The sequence below is a fragment of the Arthrobacter sp. P4_F11 genome, assembly GCF_056401395.1.
The window spans coordinates 18,639-40,932 of record NZ_JBFUJK010000018.1 but is presented as its reverse complement, the minus strand read 5'-3'; the positions used below and the strand labels follow the sequence as shown (position 1 = coordinate 40,932).

At 69.6% G+C, this 22,294-nt stretch carries 21 protein-coding genes; 17 read left to right on the top strand and 4 right to left on the bottom strand.

Features of this window, described 5'->3' with window-relative positions; genetic code table 11:
• The first annotated feature begins 18 nt into the window (after positions 1 to 18).
• The 6 genes from clpS to rdgB all read left to right on the top strand — a co-directional run bounded on the left by clpS (position 19) and on the right by rdgB (position 4,337).
• Positions 19 to 384: an ATP-dependent Clp protease adapter ClpS gene (gene clpS / locus AC1DRO_RS18045; protein WP_018775730.1), complete on the top strand. Its 366-nt coding sequence runs from the start codon at positions 19 to 21 to the stop codon at positions 382 to 384.
• On the top strand, positions 377 to 943 hold the full coding sequence (locus AC1DRO_RS18040; RefSeq protein ID WP_476951888.1) for a DUF2017 domain-containing protein: 567 nt from the start codon (positions 377 to 379) through the stop codon (positions 941 to 943). The genes clpS and AC1DRO_RS18040 overlap by 8 nt, the downstream gene beginning before the upstream one ends.
• Positions 944 to 1,028: 85 nt before the next feature.
• Positions 1,029 to 2,057: a glutamate racemase gene (gene murI, locus AC1DRO_RS18035; RefSeq protein ID WP_476951887.1), complete on the top strand. Its 1,029-nt coding sequence runs from the start codon at positions 1,029 to 1,031 to the stop codon at positions 2,055 to 2,057.
• On the top strand, positions 2,054 to 2,851 hold the full coding sequence (locus AC1DRO_RS18030) for an MBL fold metallo-hydrolase (RefSeq protein WP_028276044.1): 798 nt from the start codon (positions 2,054 to 2,056) through the stop codon (positions 2,849 to 2,851). Before murI ends, AC1DRO_RS18030 begins: the two co-directional genes overlap by 4 nt.
• 53 nt (positions 2,852 to 2,904) lie before the next feature.
• Positions 2,905 to 3,663: a ribonuclease PH gene (gene rph / locus AC1DRO_RS18025; RefSeq protein WP_028276043.1), complete on the top strand. Its 759-nt coding sequence runs from the start codon at positions 2,905 to 2,907 to the stop codon at positions 3,661 to 3,663.
• A gap of 5 nt (positions 3,664 to 3,668) precedes the next feature.
• The gene (gene rdgB, locus AC1DRO_RS18020) at positions 3,669 to 4,337 is read left to right on the top strand and encodes an RdgB/HAM1 family non-canonical purine NTP pyrophosphatase (protein ID WP_476951919.1); all 669 of its coding nucleotides are present in this window, start codon (positions 3,669 to 3,671) and stop codon (positions 4,335 to 4,337) included.
• A gap of 128 nt (positions 4,338 to 4,465) precedes the next feature.
• Here the strand turns inward: rdgB and AC1DRO_RS18015 are convergent, their stop codons facing one another.
• Positions 4,466 to 5,233, bottom strand: coding sequence for a VTT domain-containing protein (locus AC1DRO_RS18015; RefSeq protein ID WP_028276041.1), 768 nt, complete (start codon positions 5,231 to 5,233; stop codon positions 4,466 to 4,468).
• A 115-nt stretch (positions 5,234 to 5,348) separates the two neighbouring features.
• Between AC1DRO_RS18015 and AC1DRO_RS18010 the strand changes: the two genes are divergently transcribed.
• Together AC1DRO_RS18010 and AC1DRO_RS18005 are read left to right on the top strand one after the other, a co-directional pair.
• Positions 5,349 to 6,365: a 3'-5' exonuclease gene (locus tag AC1DRO_RS18010; RefSeq protein WP_476951886.1), complete on the top strand. Its 1,017-nt coding sequence runs from the start codon at positions 5,349 to 5,351 to the stop codon at positions 6,363 to 6,365.
• 242 nt (positions 6,366 to 6,607) lie between these two features.
• Entirely contained in the window at positions 6,608 to 7,078 is a 471-nt protein-coding gene (locus tag AC1DRO_RS18005) for a DUF4395 domain-containing protein (protein ID WP_028276039.1), read from the top strand.
• A gap of 526 nt (positions 7,079 to 7,604) precedes the next feature.
• Here the strand turns inward: AC1DRO_RS18005 and AC1DRO_RS18000 are convergent.
• Positions 7,605 to 8,783, bottom strand: a complete 1,179-nt coding sequence (locus AC1DRO_RS18000; RefSeq protein ID WP_476951885.1) for an ADP-ribosylglycohydrolase family protein — start codon at positions 8,781 to 8,783, stop codon at positions 7,605 to 7,607.
• A gap of 184 nt (positions 8,784 to 8,967) precedes the next feature.
• Between AC1DRO_RS18000 and AC1DRO_RS17995 the strand changes: the two genes are divergently transcribed.
• From AC1DRO_RS17995 to AC1DRO_RS17970, 6 genes are all read left to right on the top strand, one after another.
• Positions 8,968 to 9,324, top strand: a complete 357-nt coding sequence (locus AC1DRO_RS17995; RefSeq protein ID WP_028277508.1) for a YidH family protein — start codon at positions 8,968 to 8,970, stop codon at positions 9,322 to 9,324.
• Positions 9,321 to 9,662 (top strand): DUF202 domain-containing protein, encoded by a 342-nt coding sequence (locus AC1DRO_RS17990; RefSeq protein WP_476951884.1) that lies wholly within the window; start codon positions 9,321 to 9,323, stop codon positions 9,660 to 9,662. Before AC1DRO_RS17995 ends, AC1DRO_RS17990 begins: the two co-directional genes overlap by 4 nt.
• A gap of 178 nt (positions 9,663 to 9,840) precedes the next feature.
• Positions 9,841 to 10,824, top strand: a complete 984-nt coding sequence (locus AC1DRO_RS17985; RefSeq protein ID WP_476951883.1) for an MIP/aquaporin family protein — start codon at positions 9,841 to 9,843, stop codon at positions 10,822 to 10,824.
• Between the two features lie 82 nt (positions 10,825 to 10,906).
• A complete protein-coding gene (locus AC1DRO_RS17980) occupies positions 10,907 to 12,088 on the top strand; it encodes an exonuclease SbcCD subunit D (RefSeq protein ID WP_476951882.1) in 1,182 nt (393 codons plus the stop codon).
• Complete coding sequence (locus tag AC1DRO_RS17975) at positions 12,085 to 15,183, top strand: AAA family ATPase (RefSeq protein WP_476951881.1); 3,099 nt, start codon at positions 12,085 to 12,087, stop codon at positions 15,181 to 15,183. The genes AC1DRO_RS17980 and AC1DRO_RS17975 overlap by 4 nt, the downstream gene beginning before the upstream one ends.
• A gap of 206 nt (positions 15,184 to 15,389) precedes the next feature.
• A complete protein-coding gene (locus tag AC1DRO_RS17970; protein ID WP_476951918.1) occupies positions 15,390 to 16,814 on the top strand; it encodes an MFS transporter in 1,425 nt (474 codons plus the stop codon).
• 39 nt (positions 16,815 to 16,853) lie between these two features.
• Here the strand turns inward: AC1DRO_RS17970 and AC1DRO_RS17965 are convergent, their stop codons facing one another.
• A complete protein-coding gene (locus AC1DRO_RS17965) occupies positions 16,854 to 17,570 on the bottom strand; it encodes an IclR family transcriptional regulator (RefSeq protein WP_476951880.1) in 717 nt (238 codons plus the stop codon).
• Positions 17,571 to 17,767: 197 nt separating this feature from the next.
• Here AC1DRO_RS17965 and AC1DRO_RS17960 point away from each other — a divergent pair, with 197 nt between their 5' ends.
• From AC1DRO_RS17960 to AC1DRO_RS17950, 3 genes are all read left to right on the top strand, one after another.
• A complete protein-coding gene (locus AC1DRO_RS17960; protein ID WP_476951879.1) occupies positions 17,768 to 18,304 on the top strand; it encodes a flavin reductase family protein in 537 nt (178 codons plus the stop codon).
• A 51-nt stretch (positions 18,305 to 18,355) separates the two neighbouring features.
• On the top strand, positions 18,356 to 19,810 hold the full coding sequence (gene hpaB / locus AC1DRO_RS17955; RefSeq protein ID WP_476951878.1) for a 4-hydroxyphenylacetate 3-monooxygenase, oxygenase component: 1,455 nt from the start codon (positions 18,356 to 18,358) through the stop codon (positions 19,808 to 19,810).
• 161 nt (positions 19,811 to 19,971) lie between these two features.
• Positions 19,972 to 21,327, top strand: a complete 1,356-nt coding sequence (locus tag AC1DRO_RS17950; protein WP_476945347.1) for an MFS transporter — start codon at positions 19,972 to 19,974, stop codon at positions 21,325 to 21,327.
• 139 nt (positions 21,328 to 21,466) lie between these two features.
• Here the strand turns inward: AC1DRO_RS17950 and AC1DRO_RS17945 are convergent, their stop codons facing one another.
• Positions 21,467 to 22,294 (bottom strand): alpha/beta fold hydrolase, encoded by an 828-nt coding sequence (locus AC1DRO_RS17945; RefSeq protein WP_243181287.1) that lies wholly within the window; start codon positions 22,292 to 22,294, stop codon positions 21,467 to 21,469.

Here is a 22,294-nt window from a genome sequence, read left to right as displayed (position 1 = left end):
TCCCCATAGAATGGACAGATGACCCTCAGCGTTGCGCTCGGCCCCGACACACGGGAGAGTACCCAGACCGGAACAGTGACGTCCGGCGACGTCCTGACCGCCCCGGACGTCCCCTGGAACCTCGTGATCTGGAACGATCCCGTGAACCTGATGAGCTATGTGAGCTATGTGTTCCGCAGCTATTTCGGCTACTCGGAGGCCAAGGCGAACAAGCTGATGATGGAGGTCCACAAGAAGGGCCGCTCGATCGTGGCGCACGGCAGCAAGGAACAGGTGGAGCAGCACGCCGTCGCGATGCATGGCTACGGCCTCTGGGCGACGGTGGAAAAGGCCACCGGCGGCAACGCGGGCGGTTCCGGCAAAGGCAAGGGAAAACGTGGCTAAGGCATTCAAGTACGGGCTCAAGGGCATCAAGGGCCATCTGGAGCCGGCCGAGCGGGAGCTGCTGCGCAGCCTTTTCGATGACGTCATCTCCATGCTGGAGCCGGAGCAGCGCGCCAACGAGGACCCGCTGGCGGCCCTGGTGGGCCTGGACACCGAAGCCCGCGAACCCTCGGACCGCGCCATGCGGCGGCTGTTGCCGAACGTGATGAAGAACGACGACGACGCCTCCCTGGAGTTCCGCCGTTACACCGAGCGGTCGCTGCGCGAAAGCAAGATTGGCGCGCTGAAGGCGGCCGCACTGAGCCTGGACCGGGACAACCTCGTCCTGACCCCGGACGACGCCCGGCACTGGGCCACCGCGCTCAACGATGTCCGTCTGGTGCTGGCCGAACGCCTCGACATCCGTGACGATGCCGACGCCGACAACATCCACCTCATGCAGGACTGGGCCCAGGCCGAGGACGTCGAAAGCTACCTGGCCCTGGTGTACAACTTCACCACGTGGCTGCAGGAGTCGCTGGTCCAGGCCATGGTGCACTCGCTCGATGCCCGGCGCTGAGCGCGGGCGTGTGACCCATGAGACACGAGTTGCACACCACAATGTCATGGCCGCCCCGCAGGCGGTGTCCTATCCTCGAATAATCATGACTTCAGCATCGAATACGGATCCGGCAGCGGCTGCTGCGGACTCCCCAGCGAGCAGCACCCCCACGGGACCCGCACCGGCATCGGAGCTGGCCTCCCGCCCCATCGGCGTCTTCGACTCCGGCGTCGGCGGCCTCACGGTGGCCCGCTCGATCATTGACCAGCTGCCCAACGAATCCATCCTGTATGTCGGTGACACTGCGCACGGCCCCTACGGCCCCCTTCCCATCGCCGAAGTCCGGGCCAACGCCCTCGGCGTCATGGACGAGCTCGTGGATTCCGGCGTGAAGCTGCTGACCATCGCCTGCAACTCCGCGTCCGCCGCCGTGCTGCGTGACGCCCGCGAACGGTACACGGCCCGGTACGGGATCCCCGTGATCGAAGTGATCCAGCCGGCTGTGCGGCGTGCCGTCGCGGCGACCCGGACGGGCCGGGTGGGTGTTATCGGGACCTCGGCCACGGTGGGCTCGCGCGCCTACGAGGACACCTTCGCCGCTGCCCCGGACCTGGAGATCACGTCCGTGGCCTGCCCGGCGTTCGTGCCGTACGTGGAGGCCGGGATTACCACCGGACCGGAACTGCTCGCCGTCGCCCGCGACTACCTGGCACCGCTCATTGCCGCCGGGGTGGACACCGTGGTGCTCGGCTGCACCCACTACCCGCTGCTCACCGGCGTGATCTCCTTCGTTATGGGCGAGGACGTCACGCTGGTTTCCAGCGCCGAGGAAACCGCCAAGGACGTCTACCGGGCTTTGGCCTCCCGGGGCCTGGAGCGCACGGACACCGCGGCGCCGGAGCACAATTTCATCGCCACCGGCGACGCCGCCCAGTTTGAGCACCTCGCCCGGCGCTTCCTGGGCCCCGAGGTCCTCAGTGTCCGCCACGTGGACCACGTCGCGGCGCAGTACCCCACCGGCAGCCTCGCCCGGATCACCCCGGAGATGATCGCCGCCGCCCGGGCCGGCGCGGGCCGGCCCCGGATCTCCAACTTCGTGGGCGGATCCGCGGGCGGGGGACCACTGCTGTGAAGCTGACCATCGTGGGCTGTACCGGCTCCTTCCCGGGGCCGGGCTCGCCGGCGTCGTGCTATTTGCTGACCGCCAACGACGGCGAGCGGAACTGGAAGATCGTCCTGGACCTCGGCAGCGGGGCGCTCGGCGCCATCCAGCGCTACACGGACCTGGAGGACATTGACGCGATCTTCCTCACCCACCTGCACCCGGACCATTGCATGGACCTGTGCGGGCTCCATGTTGCCGTGCGCTGGAAGCCGGGCGGCTGGGGACGGGGCAGGATTCCGGTGTGGGGGCCCGCCGCGACGGCCGACCGGATGGCCACGGCCTACGGGCTGGACCTGGATCCGGGCATGCACGAGGAATTCGATTTCAGCACCTGGTCCGAGCGCAAGCCGGTCAGCGTCGGCCCGTTCACGGTGACGCCCTACGCGGTGAACCATCCGGTCGAGGAGGCCTACGCCCTCCGAGTGGAGGTCACCGAGCCCGCCAAGGACGGCACGCCCGTGACCCGCGTCCTGAGCTACTCCGGGGACACGGATTCCTGCGCGGGCCTGGAGGACGCCGCGCGCGACGCCGACCTTTTCCTGTGCGAGGCGGCGTTCGAGGAAGGCCGCGACGACGCGATCAAGGACGTGCACCTGACGGGCAAGCGGGCGGGGGAGGCCGCCGTCGCCGCCGGCGCGCGCCGGCTGCTGCTGACGCACATTCCCGTCTGGACGTCGCCGACCACCGTCATGGCAGAGGCCAAGGAGATCTTCGGCAAGGACGTGGCGGTCGCCGTCGCGGGCGTGCACTACACCGTCTAGCGCGCGCAGGCGGCCCGCGCGGTCGGGACCGGGTGAGTCGATAAGCTAAAGGCATGACTTCCCAAGCTCCCAGTGTCCCCGTCATCCGCGCCGACGGCCGTACCCCCGACCAGCTGCGCCCCATCAGCATCACGCGCGGCTGGTCCAAGCAGGCCGAGGGTTCGGCCCTGATCGAGTTCGGCAACACCCGGGTCCTGTGCACGGCGTCCCTGACCGAGGGCGTGCCCCGCTGGCTCAAGGGCGAGGGCCGCGGCTGGGTCACGGCCGAGTACGCCATGCTGCCCAGGGCCACGAACACCCGGTCCGACCGCGAGTCGGTCAAGGGCAAAATTGGCGGCCGCACCCACGAGATCTCCCGGCTGATCGGCCGCTCGCTGCGCTCCATCATCGACACCAAGGCCCTCGGCGAGATCACGATCGTGCTGGACTGCGATGTCCTGCAGGCCGATGGCGGCACGCGCACCGCGGCGATCACCGGCGCCTACGTGGCACTGGCCGACGCCATCCGGTTCGCCCGCGAGAAGAAGATGATCGCCCGCAACGCCCAGCCCCTGATCGACACCATCGCCGCGGTGTCCGTCGGCATCATCGACGGCGTCCCGATGCTCGACCTGCCCTACGTCGAAGACGTGCGCGCCGAGACCGACATGAACGTCGTGGTGACAGGCTCCGGCAAGTTCGTCGAAGTCCAGGGCACCGCCGAGGGCGCACCGTTCGACCGCGACGAGCTGAACAAGCTGCTGGACCTGGCGCTGCTGGGCACGGAGCAGCTCGCCGCGATCCAGCGCGACACCCTGGCGGAGGCCCCGTGACGGAGATGCCCCTCGCGGACCGGCCGGAAGCCGACGGCCCGGGCCCTCGGCTAGTCCTCGCCACCCACAACAAAGGCAAGCTCCGGGAACTCCGTGAGCTGCTCCGCGGTCAGGTTCCCGGGCTCAACGTCGACACGCAGGTGGTGGACGCCGGCGCCGTCGGTGCCCCTGACGTCGCCGAGACCGGGGTAACCTTCGCCGAAAACTCGCTGCTCAAGGCCCGGGCGGTGGCCGAGGCCACGGGGCTCGTGGCGATCGCCGACGACTCCGGACTGGCCGTGGACGTCCTCGGCGGCGCGCCCGGGATATTCTCGGCGCGCTGGTCCGGCCGGCACGGCGACGACGCCGCGAACCTGCAGCTGCTGCTCGCCCAGCTGGCCGACGTGCCGGACGAGTACCGCGGGGCCGCGTTCGTCTGCGCGGCAGCGCTGGCGGTGCCCGGGTCCTCGCCCGACGGCAGCCGGGAAGTCGTGGAATACGGGCAGCTGGAAGGGACACTCCTGCGGGAGCCGCGCGGGGAGGGCGGCTTCGGCTATGACCCCGTCCTGCAGCCGAACGGGCTGGACCGCAGCTGCGCCGAGCTCAGTTCCGAGGAGAAGAACGCCATCAGCCACCGGGGCCATGCGTTCCGGGCGCTCCTGCCTGCCATCGTCGAGGCCCTGGCCGGGAAGTAGCCGGCCCCGGCCAGGCTCAGGACGAAGGAAGGCGCCCCACACGGTGGGGCGCCTTCCTTGTTAACTGCTGAGTCTACTGCGGCAGTGCGCTTATTGAGGCACTGCGCTACATTTACTGCGGCGCTGCGCTACGGGGTCCGGCGCTCTTCTTCCGGCTCGTGCTCTTCGATGAATTCGTCCACGACGTCGGTGCCGTACTTCTCGGCCTGGCGCCTGGCGATGGCGCCACGGATGACCTCGATGGCGATCGGAATCACGGAGACCAGCACGATGGCGATGAAGATGATGTCCAGGTTGTCCTTGACCCACGGCACTTTGTCCCCGAGCAGGTAACCCAGGAGCGTGACGCCGCCGCCCCACAGCACCGCGCCGATCACGTTGTAGGTGAAGAATTTGCGTTTGCTCATCTGCGCAACGCCCACGATCACCGGGACGAAGGTGCGGATGATCGGTACGAACCGGGCCAGGATAAGGGCCTTGCCGCCGTGCTTTTCGAAGAACGCATGGGCACTATCCACGTTTTCACGCTTGAACAGCTTGGAGTTGGGCCTGTTGAATAGGGCAGGTCCCGCCTTGGACCCAATCAGGTAGCCCACCTGGTTGCCGATGATCGCGGCGACGATGATCAGCGCGGTCAGGACCCAGATGTTGACCTGGATGGTGCCGGTGGCTACGAGCAGCCCGGCAGTGAACAGCATGGAGTCCCCAGGCAGGAAGAATCCGATCAACAGCCCGGTCTCGGCAAAGATGATGCCGCAGACCAGCAGGACCACCCACGGCGCGAAGGCCGGATTCGCCAGGAAAACCTGGGGGTTGAGCCAGTCCGGCAGGAAGGAGGCCAGGTGCGGCTGGACGGGGCCGGCGCCGCCAAGGGCGGACACGGCGAGGTCGCTCATTGCTAGTACGTTCACCTGTTAAGGGTACTTGACGGCAGGCGGCAGGCCCGGGGGCCCAGCCCCGGGGACCGTTCCCGGTGCGGGAGGATCCGTCCGCGGGCGGTAAAGTTGGGCCGTGACTTTGGACTTTACGGCGATCGACTTTGAGACCGCGAACGGCTTCCGCGGTTCACCGTGCGCTGTTGGCCTGAGCAAGGTCCGCGGCGGCGTCGTCGTCGAGGAAGCCTCCTGGCTCATGCGGCCACCGGAAAACCATGACACCTTCGACCACCACAACGTCCGGATCCACGGCATCCGGCCGGACCAGGTGGCGGGACTGCCGCGGTTCGGGGAGCTGTTCCCGGAGATCGGCGCGTTCATCGGCGGCGACGTGCTGGCGGCCCACAATGCAGGGTTCGATCTCGGTGTGATCCGCTCCGGCCTGGAGGTTTCCGGGATGGCCGGACCCGCCTACGACTACGTCTGCACGGTGATATTGTCCCGGCGCTGCTACTCCCTGGTGTCCAATTCGCTGCCCTACGCCGCCGAGGAGGCCGGGGTCCCGCTGATCAACCACCACGATGCCGCCGAGGACGCCCGGGCCTGTGCCGGCATCCTGATCGACATCGCCGCCCGCAACGGGGCAGCAAGCATCGCGGAACTCTACCTGTCCCTCGGCCTGACGGTGTCCCACCAGCCGGCGTTCGACCCCCGGCGCGACCCGCTGTCCAAGGCCACCCTGGCCGCAATGGAGGCGCTCGCGGGGGGAACCACCGGCTCGCCCCCGGGCCGGCGCTTCGTGGCCGGGTGGCCGGAGGAAGGCCCCAACCCGGCCCCCAACGCCGCCGCCAGCCCCGACCACCCGCTGTTCGGCCAGACCGTCGTGTTCACCGGCGAACTGGCGATTCCCCGCCCCGAAGCCAAGGTCCGTTCCGCAGAGCTTGGCGCCAGGCCTGAAAGCCGGGTGACAGCCCGTACTACCGTTCTGGTGGTGGGCGACGGCTTTGTGGCCGCGGACCTGCGCTCCGGCCGGTTGACCGGCAAGGCGCGCCGCGTCCTGGAACTGCACGAACGCGGGCAACGGATCGAGGTCCTGTCCGAGGGCGAATTCCTCCAGATGGTCGGCGGACATCTGGCTGCCGCACCTGCCTGACCCGGTCCTGCCTGACCCGGTCCTGGCTGCCGGGTCCTACCTGACCCGGCAGTCACACGGCGCAACAATCATTCCTCCCACGGCGCGCCCGCTCGTAGCCTTGGCGGATGAGCAAACCCACGGATGCACAGGTCCCCGCAGCGCCGGCCAAGTCAGCGCCGCCGGCGTCAATGCCGGCGGACTCGGCGACGTCGGCGCACGCGAAGTCAGCACCGGCGACGCGCGGAATTGACTGGCATCGGGTGTTCGCGTTTCCGAACCCGGTGAATGAGTACGCCGCCCGCATCACCGCAGCCCTGGTGGTGGCGCTGTCCGCCGTGACCCTGCTGACCGGTTTCGGGTGGGGGCTCGCCGTCATCGCCGCCGGGTTCTGGCTGCGCGTGCTGTTCGGCCCCCGGATCTCGCCCCTGGCCCAGCTCTCGGTCAAGGTCCTGACGCCCTGGCTCGGGCGGACCCGTCTTGTTCCCGGTCCGCCCAAGCGGTTCGCCCAGGGCATCGGCGCTGCCGTGTCGACGGCGTCGGCGGTGCTGCTGGCCGCCGGCCTCGCGCCGGCGGCGTGGGTGCTGCTCGCCGTGCTGATCGCCGCCGCGTCCCTTGAGGCGTTCGCCGGGTTCTGCCTCGGCTGCACCATTTTCGGCTTCCTGCAGCGCCGCGGGCTCATCCCCGAGGACGTCTGCGAAGCCTGCAACAACATCTCGCTCCGCGGCGCCTAGGATCCGGGGCGCTTAGGTCCGGAGCGCCAGGGTTCCGCCGAAGCGGCCGCCAGGGACGGGCACGTCCTTGGGTGCGCTGCTAGGGAGGCACGAACATGTCCTCCGGTGCGCGGCCGCCAGGGACGGACACGTCCTCCGGAGGCTCTGACGGGTGGACATAGTGGCAATATGCCCAGTAATAGCCGCCGGCAATGGGCATGTCCTGAGGATGCCGCGGCCAGGGATGGACATGTCCTTCGCAGCGGCGGGGGACCGGACATGTCCTCGATACGCGGCAATGGCGCATGGACATGTCCATCGCAGCGGGGCCCGACTGGGCGTGCCCGGGGGATGCCGCCGCCGGAGATGGGCATGTCCTGAGGATGCCGCAGCCGGGGATGGACATGTCCATCGCGGCGGGGCGGTACGGGGCATGTCCCGCGGGCAAGCCGGGCCGCGGCTTCCGGTTGCAGCCGGCTGCGCTGCGCAAATGCCGGAGACTCGACGCCTGACGTGCACGGGCGCGGCCGAGTGTTGCCCGCCGAAGCTACGCGCCGGTGACGGCGGCCAGCTTCGAGGCCATGCCCCGGATGACCTCCGGCGCCTGAAGGGCCGCCAGCCAGTCTGCCGGCAGGCACCGCTCGCCGTAGAACGCGCCCAGGATGTTCCCGGCGATCGACGCCGTCGAATCGCTGTCCCCGCTGTGGTTCACCGCCACCGCGATCGCGGCACGGAAGTGGGCCTGGGCGGGGTCGGCCCCGGCCTCGGCGGCGGTGTCCGCCGTCCCTGTTGCTGTCCCGGTTCCCGGGGCTGTGGCCAGCACGGCGTACAGCGCGACGGCGAGGGCTTCCTCGGCCACCCACCCCTCGCCGAGTTCGCCGACCAGGTCCTCGGGGCTGAGCACGTCTCGGCCGCCGGGCAGGTCTCCGGCCAGCCGCAGGGCCGCCTCCAGCCGCGCCACCACCTCCGGATCCGGATTTTCGCCCTTGCGCAGGATGCCGCCGAGCAGCTGCCCGAGGGCCGATTCCGCCGCTTCGCGCAGCCCGTGGCCGGAGGACAGGGCATGGATGAGAAGGCTGAAAACTCCGGCGCTCTGCCGTGCCGCGGGGTGGCCGTGCGTCAGGGACGCGGCATCGGCGCTGAGCTTATAGACAGTTTCCGCTTCGAGGTGGGGGATCAGGCCGAAGGGCGCCGACCGCATCACGGTGCCGCAGCCCTTCGAATCCGGATTGACAGGCCGCTTCACGGTACCCATCTCGCCCGTGGCCAGTCCGGTCAGGCACGCGTTGCCGGGTGAGCGCCGGCTCTTCAGGACATCCTGGGCATCGATCCAGCGCGGCGGCTGGAAGGGAGCCGACGCCGGCACGGCGACGCCCTGGGTGCCCAGCCAGCGCAGGTACGCGAGCCACAGGCACGCGTTGATGTCCGCCGCCACGCCGTCGTTGGCCCATTCCAGCGCCTCGAGGAGGCCGTCGGCGGTGTACAGCGTCATTTGCGTGTCGTCCGAAAACGGGCTGCCGGCGTCGAGCGCGGAAAAATCCTGCAGGCCCGCGGGGCCGAACCGGGCGCGGATGGCGGAAATGCTGTCGAACTCGACGGCGTAGCCCAGCGAATCTCCGAGCGCGCCGCCCAGCAGGCAGCCGTGGATGCGCGAGCCGTGGGCAGGGGAGTGTGGCTGGCCGGGTGTTGGGGCGGGTGCGGGGCTGGTCCCGGGCTCGGTGCTCATGCCCTCAAATTTACCCGGCGCTGCACCGCACCCCGCAATGCCGCCGGCGGCCGGGGACTTAGCGCCGCCGCCTGGGGGCCGGGCGGCGGCGGATGCGGAAGGCCGGTAGGGTGCTGGTAGGACCCGTCCAGCGGTCAGACGAGGCAACCGCCGGCGCCGTACCGCCGGGCAGCGGAGGAAACGAATGCGCGAACCAGCGTGGCGGAAGACCGGGACCACCCCCGACTACAGGTTCTCCCTGGCCAACGAGCGGACGTTCCTGGCCTGGATCCGCACGTCCCTGGCCCTGATTGCCGGAGCCCTGGCGATCGACCAGCTGGCCCCGGAGATCGCGCCCGGCCCCGTGCGGATCGTGTTGTGCGTCATCCTCGCGTTCCTGGGCGCGGGCCTGGCCGCCCTGTCCTATCACCGGTGGGGTCTCATGGAGGCTGCCATGCGGAACAACAGGGAGTTGCCGTTCTCCGCAGTGATGCTGGTGATGACCATCGGCGTCGCGGCTGCGGCCCTGGTGTTCGCGGTCCTGATCCTGGTGGCGAGATGAAACCGGCTGCGGCCAGGGACCCCGGGCTGCAGCCCGAGCGGACCTCCCTGGCCTGGCGCCGGACGTTGCTGGCCCTCATCGTGGCGGACCTGCTGGTCTGGCGCAGCTGGGCGCTCGCAGGATCCCGGGGCGGCGCCGTGGGTCCTGTTGATTTCCTTGGCCTCTGCGCGCTGGCCGCTATGGCCGCGACGCTGGTCCTGGGTGTGTGCGTGCTGGTCCGCGGGCGCGAGCTCCGGCGGTCCAACGCTGCGCCGCCGGCGCCGTTGCTGCGCTGGGCCGCCGCCGCCGTCGTGGTCCTGGCCGCCAGCGCCGTGGCCGCCGTGGCCCTGGGGCACTGAGCGGCGGGCCGGAACGGGCACCCAGCCGGAATCCAGCCAACATCCAGATTGCGCTGGCAGACTGCTGGCGGACCCATTCTCCAGGCGGCCGAGGCCGCCCCGGACCACGAACCCGGCGGCGGTCCAGCGACGCCGCAACTGCAGCCCTGGGCGCGCCGCCAGCAAAGGAATCCTGACCATGACCCTGCTTGTGCCAGCCCCCGACTCCGTTGACGTCCAGCCACCGGCCGCCAGCGACGTCCCGGCCCGGCCCGGGCTCGTCGCCCGGCTCTCCGCCGAGGCCCTGGGGACCCTGATCGTCGTGGTTGCGGGCCTGGGTGTGCCGCTCTTCACCATTCCGCAGTCGAGCCCGCTGCCCGCCGCCCTGGCCGCCGGCCTGGCCCTGACGGCGGCGATGCTCGCCGTCGGCTACGTCTCCGGCGGCCACTTTAACCCCGCCGTCACCGTGGGCAACGCCATCGCCGGCCGGATCCGGTTGGCCGACGCCGCCGCCTACATCGGCGCGCAGCTGGTGGGCGCCGTGCTCGGGGCCGTCGCCCTGTACGGCGTGCTGCGCACCGTGCCGACCATCAACGACTCCCAGGGCGCATTCGCCACCGTGGCCGCCGGATTCGGCGAGCACTCGATCATCCAGGTGCCCATGGCAGGCGTCCTGCTCGTGGAGGTCCTCGGCACGGCACTGCTCGTGGCCATCTTCCTTGCCACGACCGCCCGCCGGAATCCGTCCAGGGCGGCTGCGCCCTTCGCAGTCGGCCTGACGACGGCGATGCTCCTGCAGTTGGGCCAGGCCCTCGGCAATGTGCCGTTCAACCCGGCCCGGGCAACGGCGTCGGCCATCTTCAGCGGCCCGGACGCGCTCGGGCAGCTGTGGCTCTTCTGGGTGGCACCGGTGGTCGGTGCGGCCATCGCCGGGCTGGTATTCCGCGGCTTCGTCCAGTCGGCCCGGACCAGTGACCCGGCCGCCACCGCCGCGGTCACCGACCAGCCCACCGCCCAGTCCGACGGAAAGCCCGCCCGAAAGCTTACGGAAGCCGATGTGGATGGCGGCGGCTTCGATGACGCTGGGCTGGCCGGCGTCACCGCCACCACCGCTTCTGCCTCGGCCGCCCCCGCCGGCAACGACGAGGCGCGCAGCTTCTTCGACCGCAAGGGCGGGAAGTAGCCACAGCTGACCACTTTTAACCTCCGTCACACCTCCGGGGTGGTGGCGCAAGAGTGTCGGTGGCAGCCGATACCGTAGGAATATGCGGTTATTGCACACCTCCGACTGGCACTTGGGCCGGTCCTTCCACGGCATCGGCATGCTGGATGCCCAGCGCGCCTTCATCGACCAGCTTGTGGCCTTTGTCCGGGATGAGAGCGTCGACGTCGTCCTCATCGCCGGGGACGTCTATGACCGCGCACTGCCGGGCGTCGACGTCGTCGGCCTGCTGGATGACGCCCTGGTGCGTCTCACCGGGGCCGGCGCCGAAGTTGTGTTGACCAGCGGCAACCACGACTCCGCTATCAGGCTGGGGTTCGCGTCGCGGCTGCTCGAGCGCGGGGGAGTGCATTTGCGCACACGGCTGAATGAACTGGACGTTCCCGTTCTCTTTCCGCTCGGGGACGATGCCGGGAATGAGGCAGCGCCGGTGCTCGCCATCTACGGGATCCCCTGGCTGGAGCCCCGGCTGGTCGCCGAGCAGCTGGGCGTCGAGACCGCGAGCCACTTCGAGGTCACCCGCGCCGCCACCGAACGGATCCGTGCCGACGTGCGGCAGCGGAGTCAGACCCGGACCGTCCATTCGGTGGTGCTGGCGCACACCTTCGCCAGCGGCGGCATCAGCTCCGACAGCGAACGGGATCTGAGCATCGGCGGCGTCGGCGCGGTCCCGCTGGATCTCTTCGACGGCTTTGGCTACACCGCACTGGGCCACCTGCACGGCAGGCAGGAGCTCTCGCCGGCAGTGCGCTACTCCGGCTCGCCGCTCGCGTATTCGTTCTCGGAGGCGAAGCACAGGAAGGGCAGCTGGCTCGTGGAGGTCGACGCCGAGGGGATCGGCGGCGTGCGCGAGGTGCTGTGGGACGCGCCCCGGACCCTCGCCGTGCTCCGCGGGAAGCTGGATGAGCTCCTGGAGTCGGAGGACTTCGCGTGGGCCGAGACTGCGTATTGCCAGATCACGCTGACTGACGAGGCCCGCCCGGCCCAGGCGATGGACCGCCTGCGGGCACGGTTCCCCGACACCCTGGTGCTCGGCTTCGATCCCGATGGTCCCGGCGCGGCGCCCAAAGCCAGCTACAGCAGCCGGCTGGCTGAAGCCGAGGACGACCTCTCCGTCTGCTGCGGATTCCTCGAGCACGTCCGGGGCAGGCCGGCTTCCGACGCCGAAGCCGCAGTCCTCGCCGAGGCGCTCGACGCCGTGCGCCTGGAAGGAGCGTCCCTGTGAGGATCCACCGCCTGGAGATTTCCGCGTTCGGCCCGTTTGCGGGCACGGAGCGGATCGACTTCGACCGCCTGAGCGCACACGGGCTCTTCCTGCTGAACGGCGCCACCGGCGCGGGCAAGACCAGCGTCCTGGACGCCATCTGCTTCGCCCTCTACGGATCGGTTCCCGGGGCCCGCCAGGACGGAAAGCGGCTGCGCAGCGACCACGCGGAGGCCGCCGCCGAGCCGCGCGTCACCTGCGAATTCTCGGCCAAGGGCCGGCACTTCGAAGTCTCCCGCTCGCCCGCGTGGGACAAGCCGAGCGCCCGGGGCCGGAACGGCTTCACGGTCCAGCAGGCCAACACGCTGCTGCGCGAACGCATCGACGGTGCGTGGGTGGAGAAATCGGGCCGGAATGATGAGGCCGGCGCCGAGATCACTGACGTCCTGGGCATGAACCGGGACCAGTTCACGCGCGTGGTCATGTTGCCGCAGGGGGACTTCGCGGCGTTCCTGCGCTCCAAGGCGTCCGACCGTCTGGAGTTGCTGCAGAGCCTGTTCGGCACCCAGCGCTTTGAAGCCGTGGAACAGGAACTGTCCCGGCAGGCGCAGACCGCCAAGGCCGAGGTCGCCAACCTCAACGCGAAGCTGGACCTGCTGCTGGCACAGGCGGAGTCCGAAACAGCGGCGCTCGAACTCGACCCCGACGGCGCCCCCGGCCGGGACGAGCCCGATGCCCTGTTGGCCTGGCTCGACGCCGCCGCGGCAGCCGCCGCGGAGGGCCGGCGCAGCGCTGCCGCGGGAGCTGAGAAGCAGGCCGACGATCAGGCGTCCCTGTTGGAGGCGGCGAACGCGCGGGCCAACCGCCACGCCAAACTCGCCGCCGCGGAACAGCGGCGGATCGACGCCGACGCCGCCGCCCCCGTCCTGGCGGGCAAGGCCGTCACACTGGGCCTGCACCGCCAGGCCGAAATGCTCGGCGGCCAGTTGCAGGCGGTCGAAAGCGCCGCGGCAGCCGAGGACCGGGCAGGAACGGCCCTGCTGGAGGCGGCTCGGCAGCTCCGGTCCGCGGCCGCCACAGACCCGGAGCTCGCCGGGCAGGACGTCCTCGACGCCGGCGTCCCCACCGCCGACGACGACGATGCCGCCCCCGTCCGGGCGGGTAAATCCGTCATGTTGGACAGCGCGGCCGTCCGCGGAACCCTCGCCCGGCTGCGGTCCCTGCACGCCGTGCTCACCGAACGCCTGCCCGACGAAGCCCGGTTCCTCGGGCTGACCCAGCGCGGCAGCCGGCTGCGCCTGCAACTGCAGGAGCTGGAAAATGGACGGCTGGCCGGTGCCGCCGCACTGGACACCCTGCGCACTGAGTCGGCGGCCTTGTCCGCCGGCATCCGCCCCCTCGAGGAGCTGGCCGCGGAAGTCCAGTTGCGCACCAAGGAGGCCACGGCAGCGGACGAACTCGTGACCATCGTTGGCCGCTTCCTCGCCGCCGAGGCCGGGTGCGCGGCAACCGCCGGACAGCACGCCGCTGCCCTCAGCACGTACCAGGACCGGAGGCAGCACTGGCTGGACCTCCGTGAGCAACGGCTCACCAACGCCGCCGCCGAGCTCGCCACCCAGCTCCTGGCCGGCGTCCCATGTCCTGTCTGCGGCAGCCCTGAACACCCGGCACCTGCCCCCGCGGCAGCCTCCGCCCTGGCCGTCGCCGAGGCCGAGAAAGCCGCGCAACTGGCCAGCGACACGGCAGAAGAAGCCGTCGCCGCCCTAGTCCGTGAGCTCGCCGAGGCCCAACAGAACGTCGCCGTCCTGGCCGCCCAGGGCGGCAACACACCTGCCGGGGAAGCCCGTGAGGAGGCAGCCTTGGCCCGGGAACGGGCTGATGACGCGGTCCGCGCTGCCACGGACCTTGCTGCCAGCCGGGCCCGGATGGCAGAATTCGAAGCGGAGATCGCCGACGCAGAGCGGGCGCAGGCCGACGCCGCCTCCGGCATCGCGCAGACGCAATCGACGATCGCCGAAATCGACGAACAGGCACAGGCCCTCGAAGCCACCCTGGACAAGCTGCGTGCCGGCCACGCGACCCTCGAACAGCGGATCGCCGCCCTGACGGCAACCACGGCGGTCCTGGAGCACGCCGACGCCGCACACTCGGCCCACGAACAGGCCGCCGCCCGCACCGCGGAGGCGCGCCGGAACCTTGAAGAGGCCCTTCCCGGAGCCGGTTTCAGCACCGAAGCCGCGGCGCGGGAAGCGCTGTTGCCAGCGCCGGTGGCGACAAGCCTCGAAACGGCCATCCGGGCCGGACAGGACGAGGCCGCCAGGATCCAGGAACTGTTCGCCGGAGAGGACCTGGCCCTGGCGGGAGCCGAGCGGGCCGCCGGGGACATCGTCAGCGACGCCGCCCTCGAGGAGCTCAGGACGGAAGCGGCGGCGGCTGAACGCAAAGCCCGGGAAGCTGTGCTTGCGGCCGGGCTGGCGGAAAACTCGCTCCGGATACTCGGGCGCATTGCCGGTGACTATGCGGACCTCGCTGCCGCCGGCAGGGAACCGCGGGACCGGGCCGCAATGCTCACCGCGGTCGCCGACGCGGCCAAGGGCGGCGGAGACAACACCTACCGCATGAGCCTGAACAGCTACGTCCTCGCCGCCCGGCTCGAACAGGTGGCCGTCGCTGCCTCCGAACGCCTGATCGGTATGAGCGATGGCCGCTACACGCTGCAGCACACCGACGCCAAGGCAGCACGCGGCGCGAAGTCCGGCCTTGGCCTGGAGGTCGTGGACGAGTGGACCGGCCAGCGCCGGGACACCGCCACCCTCTCCGGCGGCGAGTCCTTCATGGCCTCACTGGCGCTGGCCCTTGGGCTGGCGGACGTCGTGCAGCATGAGTCCGGCGGCGTGGACATCGAGACCCTTTTCGTGGACGAGGGCTTCGGCAGCCTCGACGAACAGGCGCTGGAACAAGTCATGGACGCCCTCGAAAACCTCCGCGACGGCGGCCGGGTGGTGGGGCTCGTGAGCCACGTCGCCGAAATGAAGCAGCGCATCGGCACCCAGCTGCAGGTGGTCAAGGGCCGCAGCGGCTCCACCCTGCACATCAGCGACGACACCTGGGCCTGAGCCGACACCCGGGCCTGAGCCGGTCCCCGGGCCGCCTCTGGGACCGGTCCCGGGGCCCACTCCGGGTCCCGTCCCGGGCACTGGTCCCAGGGCCGGCGCCCCGGGATCGGGTATCATTGGTCTGTTACCGGGTCGCGCGCATCGGGAGGAGGGACGATGCGCAGTATTTAGCGAACCCGGAAACCATGAACCCTTCACCGACGTCTTTGGTGTCTACTCTTGACGCCCCACTGCCGCCGACCTACGCGCAGCCGGCCCCCGCAATTTCGACCGACGCTCTGCCTGCCCCGGCGCCCGCAAAGGGCGGCCGCTACGCGCAGCTGCCGTTGCTCGCCGGCCGCAGCTTCATCCCCCTCGGGCTCTTCGCCCGCCTGCCGCTTGCCATGCTGACAGTCGGCGCCCTGACACTCGTCACCGCCGTCACAGGCTCGTACGCCGTGGGCGGCGCCGCGGCCGGCGCCGTCGGCATCGGTTCCGCACTCGGTGCCCCCGTCCTCGGCGTCCTCGCTGACCGGCTCGGCCAGCGCGGCGTCCTGCTCGTATCCGCCATCGCCAACACCGTGGCCATCGTTGCCCTGATCCTCACGGCCTACCTCATCCCCGGGGTCCACGACCTTGCCGCGGCGGTGCCCGTGCTGGCCGCGGCCTTCGTGGCCGGGGTGAGCTGCCCGCAGGTCGGTCCGCTGGCCCGCGTCCGCTGGATGGCGCTGACGTCCCGGGCGTCCGGCTCCGGAACCCGTGCGGCCGGAAACTCCGCCGACCTGGACACCGCCCTTTCCTATGAGAGCACCGCGGACGAGCTCACCTTCGTGCTCGGCCCCGCACTCGTCGGAATCCTCGCCAGCCTGCTCGCGCCGTGGCTGCCGCTGGCCCTCGCCGCGGCACTGACCGTGGTCCTCGTACCCGCCTTCGCCGTCCACCCCACGCACCTTGCGGTGGTCCGCACAACGAAGCGCCGGCCCGCCGGTCCGGCCGCAGGACACGCGGCCGGCCCGGCGCCCACAACGGCGGGGGACAACCACAGGGAAACCCGCACGGCAGCCCAGCGCGTCAAAACCTTCGCCGCCGTCGCCCTCCCCGTGCTGGCGATGGTGTGCATGGGCACGTTCTTCGGCTCCACCCAGACAGCGCTGAGCTCTTTCTCCGCCAGCTTCGCCACCTCCGAACTCGCGGGCCTGCTCTACGCCGTCATGGGACTGAGCTCCGCCGCGGCCGCCCTCTCGGTCGCGTACTGGCCCCGGCGCTTCACGGTGAACAGCCGCTGGATTGCCTGCGCGGCCCTCATGGCCGGCTTCGCATCACTGCTGTTGCTGCCCTCGACGGCGCTGCCCATGGTCCTTGTGCTGCTGGTCCTGGGCCTGCCCGTTGGTCCGCTCATGGTCACTGTCTTCGCGATCGGCGGCCTCGTGGCCCCGGCCGGAAAGCTCGGCACGGTCATGACGGCCCTGGCCAGTGGCATTGTGGCCGGCACCGCGCTCGGATCCTCCATCGCCGGACAGCTGGCGCAGAACTTGGGGTATTCGACGGCCTTCCTGGTTCCGGTGTGCGCCGCCACGGCGCTGTTCCTGCTCGGAACAGCGGCCGCCGTCGTACTGCGGCAGCGCGGGAAGATGACGGCCGCGGCCGCATAGACCCCGATGGGACAGCGCCGCTGCGGGGCGGGGACGGGCTCAGCCCAGCTGTGCCTCGATGCGACCCGCCGCCTCGGTCAGGGCCGCGGCGACCTCGTCCGGATCCTGCGCGGCGCGGATATAGACGACGGCGAGGGCGGCCGGACGCCCGCCCGGCACACGCAGCGGCACCGCAATCGAGGACACACCGGGGATCACTTCGTCATGGCTGGCGGCATAGCCGCGGTGCCGGGCCTCGGCCGCCTCGGACCGGTACGGGATGCCCGGGACCAGGGCCCGCCACTCCTGCTCCGGGAAGGCTGACTGGATCGCAATGCCCGGCGCTCCTGCGCTGATGGGGTGCCGCGACCCCGGGTGCTGCACCACCGCGGCGCCGCTGTGCCGCGGATCCACGGTCACCAGCGTCACGCACTCCTCGCGGTCCCAGACCGCCACGAAGGCGCTCATGGTCAGGGTGTTGGCCAGCAGGGTCAGTTCCGGCAGCGCCGCCGACTGCAGGTTCCGGGAGACCCCGCGGGCCAGGACCGCGAGGCCCGGACCGGGCTGGACCCGGCCGCCGTCGTCACGCACCAGCAGCGAGTGGTCCTCGAGCGTGCGCAGGATCCGGTAGGCCACGGAGCGGTGGACGCCCAAGGCGTCGGCGAGTTCGGCAATGGTCAGCGGCTGCTGGGCCTCGGCGAGGATCTCCAGGGCCCTGATACCGCGGGACAGCGTCTGGGACGGGGAAGCCTGGGCGGTGCCGGCATTCGGGGTCATGGGGTCCATCCTAGGTGCGGGGTTACTGGACGCCGGGCTCGCCGGGCTACCCTTGTGTTCCGGCTCATGGTCAGCTAGCGTTCTATATGGGAACTGTTTGTTCGATTATAGAACACAATACAGAACCCGACTAGAGAACACGGCTGATCCAACGCACCCACACCACGGTCGGGAAACGCAACGAACGCAAGGGATCAATGATGATTGCCACGCCGCGCGGCCACGCCGGGGGCCCCCAGGGCCCCCTGTCGGCACCGCGGGCCAACCACTTCCGGGGCAGCCTCGGCAGGTTTGCCACCGGCGTCGCGATCGTGACCTTCGACGGGGCCACGAAACGCCACGGCATCACCGTGAACTCCTTCACCTCGGTCTCGATGGACCCTCCGCTGGTGCTGGTGAGCATCGCCCGCACGGCCAGGGCCCACGACGAGCTCGCCGGCCGGCCCTTCACCGTGAACATCCTTGGCGCCGAGCAGCGGTACCTGGCCATGCACTTCGCCGGCAGGCCCGGCCCCGAGCCGCTGTGGGTGGAGGGGAAGACCGCGCCGCGGCTGTCCAATGTCCTCGCCTATTTCGAATGCAAGCCCTGGGCGGCGTACGACGGCGGCGACCACACCCTGTACATCGGCGAGGTAGTGGACTTCAACTACCGCAACGGCGATGCGCTGGCGTTCGCCAACAGCACCTTCACCACCATCCCGGAAAGCCAGCTGGGCATGGAGGATTTGCTCTAGCGCCACATTCCTTCCCGGCCATTCAGCTCAACGACGACTGGAGGACGACCAATGGGTATCCGCACCGGACGGCAGTACCTGGACAAGCTCAATGCCATGACCCCGCATGTGGTGATCGACGGCGAGGTGGTCAGCGAGAAGATCGCCGAGCACCCGGCCTTCCGCAATGTGGCCCGCTCCTACGGCAGGCTCTTCGACATGCAGCACGATCCGCAGTACCAGGAGGCGCTCACTTACGCCTCACCCAGCACCGGGGACCTGGTCAGTGCCTCCTTCCTGGTGCCGAAGACCGTCGAGGACCTCCAGCGGCGGCGCCGCGCCATCTCCACCTGGGCCGAGTCCTCCAACGGCTTCCTTGGCCGCTCCGGGGACTACATGAACTCCGCGCTGACCGCGCTGGGCACGGCGGGGAAGTGGTTCGCGCAGGCGGATCCGAAGTTCGGCGAGAACATCCGCAACTACTACGAGTGGGCCCGGGAAAACGACGTGCTCGCCACCCACACCCTCATCCCGCCGCAGGTCAACCGGTCCGTTTCCGGTTCGGAGCAGCTCGGCGGCCAGCTCTCGGCCCGGATCGTGGAGGAGCGCGGGGACGGGATCGTCATCCAGGGCGCGCGCATGCTCGCCACCATCGCCCCGATCGCCGACGAACTGCTCGTGTTTCCGTCCACGGTCCTGCGGGGCACCCCGGAGGACGCCCCCTACTCGTACGCGTTCGCCATCCCCAACGACGCCCCTGGCCTGCGCTACCTCTGCCGCACCTCGCTGTACAACGGCGGCAGCACCCACGACGAGCCGCTGGCCTCCCGCTATGAGGAAATGGACGCCGTCGCGGTTTTTGACCACGTCTTCGTGCCCAACGAGCGCATCTTCATGCTGGGCCACCCGCAGCTGTGCAACAGTTTCTACACCGAGACCGGGGCCGGCGCGCTCATGACCCACCAGGTGGTCACCCGCACGATCGCCAAGAGCGAGTTCTACCTGGGCCTGGCATCGGAACTGGCCGAATCGATCGGCATCGACGGATTCCAGCACATCCAGGAGGACATCGCAGAGCTGATTATCGACGTCGAAATCGGCAAGGCTCTGGTCCGCGCGTCCGAGGCCGACGCCGGACTCAACGACGCCGGCGTCATGCTGCCGAAGTGGTCCACCTTGAACGCCGCCCGCAACTGGTACCCGAAGATCGCCCAGCGCTTCCCGCAGATCATCCGGAAGTTCTCGGCGTCGGGCCTCATGGCCCTGCCGGGGGAGGCGGACGTCAACAGCGAGGCCCGGGAGGACATCGAGCTGTACCTGCAGGGCAAGACCCTGACCGGCCCGGAGCGGGTCCGGCTGTTCAAACTGGCCTTCGATGCCTCGATCTCCGGGTTCTCCGGACGGCAGTCGCTCTACGAGTACTTCTTCTTCGGAGACCCCGTCCGCATGGCTGGCGCCCTGGTCAACACCTACGACCGCGGGCCGGTCCGGGCCAGGGTCCGCGAGCTGCTCAACCGCACCGACTGACCCGCGGAAGACACTTTCCGGGAATGTGTGTGCCTTATCACATCTTTCATAGTAGTATTCAGGATACTAACTGACCGTTCGATCAGTAATTAACGAGGCATCAGTTATCCACTTCGGCACCCACCCCGGGCAGTACCTCTGCCCCCAGCAACGGAGTTCCAATGACCGTAACTTCATCCGTAGATTCTGAGGCGGGTCCCAGCAGCAAACATGAGGAACGCAAGGTCCTCGCCGGGACCCTGGTCGGCACCACCATCGAGTGGTACGACTTCTTCATTTTTGCCCAGCTGACAGCAACGCTGCTCTCGCCGTTGTTCCTCGCCCCGCTGAACGACTCCAACCCGGGCCTGGCGCAGATCCTGTCCTTCGCCCTGATCGGCATCAGCTTCCTCTTCCGCCCGCTCGGCGCGATCGTCGCCGGCCACCTGGGCGACCGCCTCGGCCGCAAGGCCATGCTGGTCTTCACCCTGATCATGATGGGCGCCGCCACGGCCCTGATCGGCATGCTGCCCACCTACGCGCAGATCGGCGTCTGGGCCCCGATCCTCCTGATCCTGCTCCGCGTCATCCAGGGCTTCTCCGCCGGTGGTGAATGGGGCGGCGCTGCCCTGATGGCCGTGGAGCACGCTCCGAAGAGCAAGCGCGGCCTGTTCGGCGCCTACCCGCAGATCGGCGTCCCGGTCGGCATGATCCTCGCGACCGGCCTGCTGTACTTCCTCAACACCTCCATGTCCAAGGAAGACTTCGCGTCCTGGGGCTGGCGTGTGCCGTTCCTGCTCTCCATCGTGCTGATCATCGTCGGCTACCTGATCCGCCGGGCTGTCGCCGAGAGCCCCGTCTTCAAGGAGATGCAGGACCGCAAGGAAGAAAGCAAGGCGCCCCTGGGCGAGCTGCTCCGCAAGCACAAGAAGGCCGTCCTCTACTCGACGATGATCTTCATCGGCAACAACGCCGCCGGCTACCTGCTGATTGCCTTCTTCATCTCCTACGCCACCAAGACGCTGAAGATGCCCACCCCGCAGATCCTGCTCGCCACGACGCTGGCCTCCTTCGGCTGGCTGATCTTCACCCTGGTCGGCGGCTGGCTCTCGGACAAGATCGGCCGCGTCAAGACCTTCCTGATCGGCTACGGCATTGTCTTTGCCTGGATGATCCCGATGTTCGCCCTGATCGACACCAAGAACATCCTGCTCTACGGCGTCGCGCTGTTCGTCCTCACGGTCGGCCTGGGCCTGTCCTACGGCCCCATGTCCGCCATGTACGCCGAGATGTTCCCGCCGGAGGTGCGCTACTCGGGCATCTCGATCGGCTACGCCTTCGGTGCGATCCTCGGCGGCGCGTTCGCGGCCACCATCGCGGAAGTCCTCCTGCAGGGCACCCACTGGACCGGCTCCATCGGCATCTACATCATGATCCTCTGCGTCATCTCCGCCGTCGGCGTCCTGCTGACCGGTGAAACGAAGGGCCGCCCGCTCGGCGTCGCGCACCACGCGCCGGCCGAAGCCGCAAAGCACTAGCAACCAGGCAAGCACGAGGGGCGCGGACCGCAAGGTCCGTGCCCCTCTGGGTTAAAGAGCAACGCGGGTTCACTGGGCGCCCATCCAGATCATTCGGATGGGCCGTAAGTGACCCCGCGTTGCTTTTTGTACGGTGGCTTTAGACGCCCAGGAAGCTGATGGCGCCCTGCTTGAAGGCGCGGCTGGTGATGGCATTGGTGTGGTTGCGGCCCGGCAGCACGAGCTGTTCGACCAGGCCGCCGGCCTTGGCGCCCAGGGCGGCGAGCTCCGGCATGGTGGCGGCCCGGTCGTCGTTTTCCCCCGCCACGAGGAGCATCGGCATGTGGGGGACCGCTTCGGCGGGGTCGTACGGCTCGGTCTTGATTGCCTCGACCAGGGACAGCAGCGCGAAGATGTTGTTGCTGGGCAGCAGCATGGCCATCTTCAGCAGCCCGGCGGTCGACTCGTCCGCGATCGGCGTGCCGTCGGCCAGGTACCGCTGCGCGGCGATCAGGTCGAAGTCCGCCAGGGGGTCGGCGACGTTCGGGCCGCCCAGGACCAGCCGGTGCACCAGCTCGTGCTGTGTGGCCCCGAACTCCCAGGCGAGGCGGGACCCCAGCGAATAGCCGATCACGTCGAGCCCGCTGGACGGGTCCCCGTCGCGCAGCGGCCGCGCGCCGGCGTCGAACACTATCTGCAGCAGGTCCGCGCGGATCCGGCTGGGGGAGTAGGAGTCCATGTCCTCCGGGGCGCCGCTGCGGCCGTGGCCGGGCAGGTCCACGGTGATGACGCGCCGGCCGGCTTCCAGGAGCGCAGTGAGCCAGCCGCTGTCTTCCCAGTTGAGCTTGGAGGAGGAGGAGAAGCCGTGCAGCAGCAGGACGGGACGGAGCCCGGCGTCGTTCTGGGGCTCATGCACCTGCACGTACAGCTGGGGGTCGGTGCCCTCAACGGTGTGCGAATGCTGCTCGCCGGTGTGTCTGCCGCTCAT